A 6,603-nucleotide genomic window follows, 5' to 3' on the forward strand; every position below is an offset into this window, starting at 1 on the left:
TCGCACGCGAGCCGTCCGGCTCGCGGCGGACCGCTCGGGCGTAAAAACTTGGGGAAAAAGGCCGCTCGCGTCCGGTAGGCGCGAGCGGTTGTCGTCCCTGTCGACCTGCCGCAACCGCACCGCAGCCGCACCGCTTTTCGAACGAGCGACTTTCTTTGGTGGGCGTGATTTTGTCCAAGAGCCGTTGGTCTCTCAGGGTGGGTGAGAGTGCGTCGGTTTCGGTGATGAAACAGAGGGCGGGAAAATAGTCTGGAGTTGCTGACAAATGAGAGTGACATCGGTAATTGAACGCTGAATACAGGGCATACGTTCAGCGCTGCGACCCGCTTTCGTCCGTCTCTCGACAGCCTATCCACTTACCGAACCTGCAATATCGGTCTCCATTCGAACGGTTGGCACCCGGTGGGAATTGTTTACTCACATCCTCACGACAACTCTATGTCTGTGAAGGACTACTAATATATGAAACGAGAGCCAGAACTGGCGTTGTACCGAAGTTGTTCCGTAGTGAGTGAGACGTCCTATACGCGAGAGGGCGGGCGGACACTCACACAAGCACTTGTCGATGCGGTTGCCGAAGCCGAAGGAGTCGCGCCGACCGAACTCCCGTCGCTGTACGGGTCTCTTGACCTCGACGCACTCACCGCACTGCTGACCAACTCAGGTGAGGCTGGGGACGATGAGCTTCTGTTAGCCTTGCGGATGGGCCGCTGGAACGTGTTCGTGAGCTCCGACGGTCGCATCCGCGTCTGTGACGCGACCGATGAGACTCCTAGCCTGGAGCCAATCTTCGACGACGGCACTTCATAGGCAGTTCGCGCCTTGAGACACGGTTCCTGCTGTCTGTGAGACGCTGCGCCTCTATGCTGATCGCTTTACCACAGCTGGTTCTCTGCGACCGCCACGTACGCGCCCGACCCGCTCCCCACGCGAGTCGACGAGGAAGTACTGTCTCGACCGACACCAGCCCTCGAAGGTCGGTGATCGGGCCGCAGACTTTTGTCGCCGTGTTCCCCAGAGATAAGTATGTCACGCTCCCCCAAACCGGCGTGGCTCTCCCAGCGGCCGCCGACGGGCGAGCGCTTCACCGAGATCAAGCGGACGTTGCGCGAGCACGACCTCAACACCGTCTGTGAGGAGGCCAACTGTCCGAATCTTGGCGAGTGCTGGAGCGGTGCGGAGGCGGGCGGGAGCGGTCCCGGCACGGCGACGTTCATGCTCCTCGGTGACCGCTGTTCGCGGGGCTGTAACTTCTGTGACGTGACGACCGGCGGGATGGACCCGCCCGACCCCGAGGAACCCGAACAGGTCGCAAGCGCCGTCGCGGAGATCGGGCTGGACTACGTGGTCCTCACGTCCGTCGACCGGGACGACCTGCCCCGACAGGGCGCGCCCCACTTCGCCGAGACCATCCGGGCGATCAAACGCCGCCAGCCCGAGACGCTGGTCGAGGCGCTGGTGCCGGACTTTCAGGGCGAATCTGCCCTCGTGGGCGAGATCCTGGATGCCGGCCCGGACGTCTTCGCCCACAACGTCGAGACGGTGCCCCGACTCCAGTGGCCCGTGCGGGACCGCCGCGCCGGTTACGAGCGGTCACTGTCGGTCCTCCGGCAGGCCGCCCGCGAGGGCGAGAGCTACGTCAAGACCAGCCTGATGCTCGGCGTCGGCGAGTACGCCCACGAGGTGTACACCACGCTGTCGGACCTCCGGACCGTCGGCGTCGACGTCGTCACCCTCGGACAATACCTCCAGCCCTCCCGGGACCACCTCGAAGTGAGCGAGTACGTCCACCCCGACGTCTTCGAGACGTGGCGAAAAGTCGCCGAGACCGAACTGGAGTTCCTGTACTGCGCCAGCGGACCGCTGGTCCGCTCCTCCTACCGCGCCGGCGAACTGTTCGTCTCCGCCGTCGCCGCCGGCGCCGACCCCGAGACGGCGCGCTCGACCGCCCGCGGTCGGTGAGCGACCGTCACTCCCGTTCCTCTCGTCCGATTTCGAGCGGCAGCGCTCCCGTGAGTGGTGATACCGTCGCTTCGGTGACCCCTGTGACCGCCCCGCACGGAATCCGATAAATATTTATTCATTGTTGAGTAACTATATTCTGTAGACGGAAGGACACGCTCTATGAAGGCACTCGTGACGGCGAACTTCGCGGCAGGGGGAATCGAACGGCTGGAAGCGCTCGGCTTCGACGTCGAGTTCGACCCGATAGCACAGCGGGAGTCCCGGCTCCCGGTGGAGACACTGAAAGAGCGACTCGAAGGTGTGTCGGTGTTCGTCTCCGGGTTCGAGGGCGTCCCGGCCGAGGTGATGGACGCCGCCGAGCAACTGCAACTGATCGTCTGCCCCCGTGGGGGGCCCGAGGCGAGCGTCGACATCGAGGCGGCGACCGAGCGCGACATTCCGGTGCTGTTCGCGCCCGGTCGCAACGCCGAGACGGTCGCCGACCACACGATGGGGTTGCTGTTGGCGGCGACGCGGAACATCGCACTCGCGGACCGACGGCTCCGGGACGGCGAGTACACCGGCGATCCGGTCGCCGACGCCGCCGCGGGCGGCGAACGCGAGGACGTGACGTGGGACATCGGCGCGGACTCGCCGTACACGACGCTACGCGGTCCGACTCTCGGCGGTCGGACGATCGGCATCGTCGGCTTCAGCCGGATCGGCCGCCGGGTCGCAAAGCGCGCGGGGGCCGGCTTCGGTATGGACGTCGTCGCTTACGACCCCTTCGTCGATCAAGTCGAGATGGAGCCGTTCGACGTACAAAAGGTCGGGGACCTCCGGGACCTGTGCCGGCGCAGCGACGTGGTCAGCCTCCACGCGGCGGTCTCACCCTCCTCGCGCGGGATGATCGGTCCCGAGGAGTTCGCGGCGATGCCCGACCACGCCTACCTGATCAACACCGCTCGCGCGGCGCTGATCGAGGAGGGCGCGCTGCTGGGGGCGCTCCGGGACGACGAGATTGCCGCGGCGGGCCTCGACGTCTATCACGAGGAACCACTCGCCGACGACGACCCGCTACTGGAACGGGACGACGTGGTGTTGACGCCACACATCGCCTCGGCCTCCCAGAGCGTCGTCGAGCGACACACGGAAATGGCCGTCTCGGGCGTCGAGGCGGTCGTCGAGGGCGACCGACCGATGCACGTCGCCAACCCCGAGACCCTCGCGGCGTTCACGTTCGACGCAGACAACGACAAACGACGGATCCGACAATGACTGAGTACGACGCAGTGCTGTTCGATATGGACGGTGTGACGGTATCGACCGCGAACGCTTGGCGCACGCTCGAAGCCGAGGAGATTCTCCCGGCCGCGGGCGACGGCATCGACATCGAGGACGTCCGGGCGCTGAGCGTCGAGGACTCCTACGAGCGCCTCGATATGATGGCGTCGGTGACACTCGACGTCGACAGACAGGGGTTTCTGGACCTCTACGACGACTACGCCGAGGAGGTCTACCGGGAACGAGCTGCGCTGATGGACGGCTACGAGGGGTTCGTCGGTCGCCTCGACGACCGAGACCTCGCCATCGGCCTCGTCTCGGCGTCCTGCCGGGAGTGGGTCGAGATGGTCCTCGACCGCTTTGACCTGTGGGACACATACGACGTAATCCTCTCGGCGACCGACGTAGACGGCCCCTCCAAACCCGACCCGACGCCCTATCTGATGGCGGCCGACAGCCTCGGCGTCGACCCAGAGCGCTGTATCGTCGTCGAGGACTCCGCGCACGGCATCGAGTCGGCGACGGCGGCCGGCGCGTACTGCATCGCCCTCCGCGGGGCCGGCAACGAGACGACCGACCTCTCGACCGCGGACGCCATCGCCGACGACCCCGCCGACCTCCGGGAGATGGTCTTCGAACTCCTCGGCGAGACCGACGAAGGTCGGACCGTTCGGAGCACCCAGTCGACGTAACCACCGCGACCGAATCGGCTCCGCTAGTGTCACCCTCCACACTATCGGACGACGAACGCGCGTTCTCGGCCGCTGCTACTTTGATACTGTCGTGCGTTGTCGTGAGACACGTTCACGAAAACCATATTGCGCTCGGGGGAGAATGTAGAACTATGAAGTTTCGGAGGTTTCCTACGTGAGTATTATCCAGCGCGGCCCGGACGAGCAGGTACAGGTGCTGACAGACGAGGGGGAACTCCGGCCGGACGCCGACGCGCCGGAGTTGAGCGACGAGCGGTTGGTCGAGATGTACCGGACGATGAAACTCGCCCGGCACTTCGACGAGCGAGCGGTGAGCCTCCAGCGACAGGGGCGGATGGGAACGTACCCGCCGATGTCGGGCCAGGAGGGCGCACAGGTCGCAAGCGCCTTCGCGTTGGCCGAGCAGGACTGGATCTTCCCGAGTTACCGCGAGCACGCGGCCATCTACACCCGCGGGTGGTCCCTGGACCAGACGCTGCTGTACTGGATGGGACACGAGGGCGGCAACAGTCCGCCGCCGGACACCAACGTCTTCACCGTCACCGTGCCGATAGCGACCCAGATACCCCACGCGACGGGCGCGGCGTGGGCGGCGAAACTCCGTGACACGTCGGAGGTGATGCTGTGTTACTTCGGCGACGGCGCGACCAGCGAGGGCGACTTCCACGAAGGGCTGAACTTCGCCGGCGTCTTCGACGTGCCGGCGGTGTTCTTCTGTAACAACAACCAGTGGGCCATCTCGGTCCCCCGGGAGCGACAGACGGCGGCGTCGACGCTGGCCCAGAAAGCGACCGCCTACGGCTTCGACGGCGTGCAGGTCGACGGGATGGACCCGCTCGCGGTCTACCGGGTGACGAAGGCGGCGATAGAGAAGGCCCGCGACCCCGAGGAGGGCGAGACGCGCCCGACGATGATCGAAGCCGTCCAGTACCGGTTCGGCGCACACACCACCGCCGACGACCCCTCGGTCTACCGCGACGAGGACGAGGTCCAGCGCTGGAAAGAGAAGGATCCCATTCCGCGGCTTGAGACGTACCTCCGCGGGGAGGGCGTCGTAGACGACGACGCCGTCGAGGCCATCGAGGCGGACGTCCGCGAGGAGGTGGCCGACGCCATCGAGACGGCGGAAGGCGTCCAGCGCCCGGCCCCCGAAGAGCTGTTCGCCCACGTCTACGCGGAGATGCCCCAGCGGCTGGAACAGCAACTGGCGTACTTACAACGGCTTCGCGACCGACACGGCGACGACGCGCTACTGGAATCATGAGTACCGACACTGCCAGCCAGCGACTGACGCTCGTCCAGGCCGTCCGGGACGGCCTCTACGGCGAGCTAGAACGGGACGACGACGTCCTCGTGATGGGCGAGGACGTCGCCGAGAACGGCGGCGTCTTCCGGGCGACACAGGGCCTCCACGAGGCGTTCGGCGACGACCGCGTGATCGATACGCCCCTCTCGGAGTCGGGCATCGTCGGGTCGGCCATCGGGATGGCCGCCTACGGCCTCCGGCCAGTCCCCGAGATACAGTTCATGGGCTTCATCCCGCCCGCCTTCGACCAGTTGACCAGCCACGCCGCTCGCCTGCGCAACCGTTCCCGGGGCCGGTACACCTGCCCGATGGTCGTCCGCGCGCCCTACGGCGGCGGCATCCGCGCCCCCGAACTCCACTCCGAATCCAAGGAGATGTGGTTCGTCCACGAACCGGGGCTGAAGGTGGTCGTCCCGAGCACGCCCCACGACGCGAAGGGACTGCTGGCGAGCGCGATACGCGACCCCGACCCCGTGGTCTTTCTCGAACCGAAGCTCATCTACCGGGCGTTCCGCGAGTCCGTCCCCGACGAGCGCTACACCGTCCCGCTTGGCGAAGCCGCGGTCCGCCGGGAGGGGGCGGACGTGACACTGATCACGTGGGGCGCGATGACCCGACCCGCAATCGAGGCCGCCGAGGCCGTCGCCGACGAGGTAGACGTCGAGGTGCTCGACCTCCGGACGCTGTCGCCGCTGGACTTCGAGACGGTCCGGACCTCCTTCGAGAAGACCGGTCGCGCGCTGGTCGTCCAGGAGGCTCCCCGGACCGGCGGCCTCGGCAGCGAGATAGTCGCGACCCTGCAGGAGGAGTCGCTGCTGTATCAGGAGGCACCAATCGAGCAGGTCGCGGGCTTCGACACGCCGTTCCCGCTGTACGCGCTGGAGGACTACTACCTGCCGGAGTCGGATCGGATCGAAGACGGAATACGTGCAGTGGCCACCTACGAGATATGACCGTGGAGTTCCGGCTACCCGACGTGGGCGAGGGCGTCGCCGAGGGTGAGATAGTCCGGTGGCTGGTCGAGACGGGCGACACCGTCACCGAGGACCAACCAGTGGTCGAAGTCGAGACGGACAAGGCCGTCGTGGAGGTGCCCGCGCCGGTGAACGGCACCGTCGCGCAACGCCACGCCGCGGCCGGCGACGTGGTCCCCGTCGGCGACGTGCTCGTCACGTTCGAACCCGACGACGACACGAGCGCGGACGCCGACGACACCGAGACCGCCGAACCGGACGACGGCGGAGCGGACGAGGCATCGGCTGGGACGAACGACGACGGAACCGCGGAAGCCACCGACGGAACACGGGAGCCGACGGCCGGCGTGGTTCGCGGCCGCCGTCGGTCCGGCGACTGGCC

At 66.6% G+C, this 6,603-nt stretch carries 7 protein-coding genes; all 7 read left to right on the forward strand.

What is annotated here, in order from left to right:
• Positions 1-507: 507 nt before the first annotated feature.
• Entirely contained in the window at positions 508-810 is a 303-nt protein-coding gene (locus GJ629_RS13320; protein WP_157513486.1) for a HalOD1 output domain-containing protein, read from the forward strand.
• A gap of 216 nt (positions 811-1,026) precedes the next feature.
• The gene (gene lipA / locus GJ629_RS13325) at positions 1,027-1,962 is read left to right on the forward strand and encodes a lipoyl synthase (RefSeq protein ID WP_157513487.1); all 936 of its coding nucleotides are present in this window, start codon (positions 1,027-1,029) and stop codon (positions 1,960-1,962) included.
• Positions 1,963-2,124: 162 nt separating this feature from the next.
• Positions 2,125-3,222: an NAD(P)-dependent oxidoreductase gene (locus GJ629_RS13330; protein ID WP_157513488.1), complete on the forward strand. Its 1,098-nt coding sequence runs from the start codon at positions 2,125-2,127 to the stop codon at positions 3,220-3,222.
• The gene (locus tag GJ629_RS13335) at positions 3,219-3,920 is read left to right on the forward strand and encodes an HAD family phosphatase (RefSeq protein WP_157513489.1); all 702 of its coding nucleotides are present in this window, start codon (positions 3,219-3,221) and stop codon (positions 3,918-3,920) included. Before GJ629_RS13330 ends, GJ629_RS13335 begins: the two co-directional genes overlap by 4 nt.
• Positions 3,921-4,095: 175 nt before the next feature.
• Positions 4,096-5,205, forward strand: a complete 1,110-nt coding sequence (pdhA, locus tag GJ629_RS13340) for a pyruvate dehydrogenase (acetyl-transferring) E1 component subunit alpha (RefSeq protein ID WP_370515911.1) — start codon at positions 4,096-4,098, stop codon at positions 5,203-5,205.
• Positions 5,202-6,200: an alpha-ketoacid dehydrogenase subunit beta gene (locus GJ629_RS13345; RefSeq protein ID WP_157513490.1), complete on the forward strand. Its 999-nt coding sequence runs from the start codon at positions 5,202-5,204 to the stop codon at positions 6,198-6,200. Before pdhA ends, GJ629_RS13345 begins: the two co-directional genes overlap by 4 nt.
• Positions 6,197-6,603: biotin/lipoyl-containing protein (locus GJ629_RS13350; protein WP_305037656.1), on the forward strand; the 407-nt coding region annotated here is incomplete at its 3' end. The genes GJ629_RS13345 and GJ629_RS13350, both read left to right, overlap by 4 nt.

Source organism: Halapricum sp. CBA1109 (genome assembly GCF_009741825.1).
Lineage (GTDB): Archaea > Halobacteriota > Halobacteria > Halobacteriales > Haloarculaceae > Halapricum.

Coding starts and splice junctions, on each gene's coding strand:
- lipA (WP_157513487.1), top strand. CDS start 1,027: ATGTCACGCTCCCCCAAACCGGCGTGGCTCTCCCAGCGGCCGCCGACG.
- GJ629_RS13330 (WP_157513488.1), top strand. CDS start 2,125: ATGAAGGCACTCGTGACGGCGAACTTCGCGGCAGGGGGAATCGAACGG.
- GJ629_RS13335 (WP_157513489.1), top strand. CDS start 3,219: ATGACTGAGTACGACGCAGTGCTGTTCGATATGGACGGTGTGACGGTA.
- GJ629_RS13345 (WP_157513490.1), top strand. CDS start 5,202: ATGAGTACCGACACTGCCAGCCAGCGACTGACGCTCGTCCAGGCCGTC.